Origin of the sequence: Roseburia sp. AM16-25, assembly GCF_003473825.1 — a bacterium.
Classification (GTDB): Bacteria; Bacillota; Clostridia; order Lachnospirales; family Lachnospiraceae; genus Pararoseburia; species Pararoseburia lenta.
Window position 1 is genome coordinate 1 of record NZ_QUCW01000012.1, and the last position, 1213, is coordinate 1213.

Here is a 1213-nt window from a genome sequence, read left to right on the forward strand (position 1 = left end):
TTGTACATTAGTCAATGATGTGACACCAACTTTTGAAAAATAAAAAGATTGGCATGGTACTATAGAATCTAATCGGTAAGCATAAGATACTATACCTCATTCTTGTTCTGTTTGATTACTTTTTATCTGCAAGATTTTATTGAACAAACGGAATAAGAATTATTGTGTCTCGAGTTCGAGACGTTTTTCTAAAGGTGATTTCCAGCCTAGAACCTGCATTGGTATTTTATTAGAGCGATTTAGGTATCGTCTCATTTGAATCATTAGATCATCATAACTGAAAAACGACATATGATTGTAGAATCGTTCTTGATCATTACGATGGCTACGTTCAACTTTACCGTTATGTCGGGGTGTTCTAGGGCGAATTTGCTTATGCTTTATTCCGATTTTTCCACAGATAACATCAAGAGGATGGATTCGGTCTGTTTTCTTCAAGTGGGTGAATTCGCCTCCGTTATCTGTTTGCAAAATCTGTGGCTGATAGCCAAAGTAATCGATCGCACGCTTTAAAAAGTCAACAGTGGAATAGCTGCTTTGTTCCATGTAAGGATAAATAAATCGTTCTCGAGAAGCTTCATCAATAACGGTGTATTGATAGAACTTTTGCGGAATAGATCCTGAGTAGCAGGCGGCAGGGACGTACTTTACATCCATTTGCCACTTGATTCCAAGCGTAGATGGAGTGTCATAAGGCTGAGGTTTGCGCTTGTTCTTAGTAGAAGGTGCAGAACTAGAATAACCAAGACGACGATAAACGCGGTACAATGAGCCTGGATGTCTGGAATACCCTTTATTAGAACGGAGCTTACCATAAAGCTCACAGACGGAAATTTTAGGGTTGCGTCTGTGATAGTCCTGAATCCATTTTAGTTCTTCGTCTGTATGAGCATTGGGATGCTTGGAGAGAGGACGATGCGACTTGTCGATTAAGGATTCTTTTGTACCATCGAATTTCTTATTCCATCGCATCAAAGATGATTTGGAAATATGATATCGACGGCAGACAAACGATACACCTACACCGGTACGATAAAGTTTGACTGCATAAAATTTTGTATTAAGTTCATGTGGAAAATATCGTTGTGAGTATGTTATTGTATTCATGACGGTTGATAATCCTTTATATAGAGTTTTGGTTTGGCGATTAAAATTCTATAGGACTCAACCGTTTTTGTATAGGGGTAGGTGTCACATCAATTGTAACCCTACA

At 38.4% G+C, this 1213-nt stretch carries 1 protein-coding gene; it reads right to left on the reverse strand.

Going from position 1 to position 1213, the window contains the following annotated elements; genetic code table 11:
• Positions 1–159: 159 nt before the first annotated feature.
• Complete coding sequence (locus DW183_RS12365; RefSeq protein WP_118282734.1) at positions 160–1107, reverse strand: DDE-type integrase/transposase/recombinase; 948 nt, start codon at positions 1105–1107, stop codon at positions 160–162.
• Positions 1108–1213 lie beyond the last annotated feature (106 nt).

Coding starts and splice junctions, on each gene's coding strand:
- DW183_RS12365 (WP_118282734.1), bottom strand. CDS start 1,107: ATGAATACAATAACATACTCACAACGATATTTTCCACATGAACTTAAT.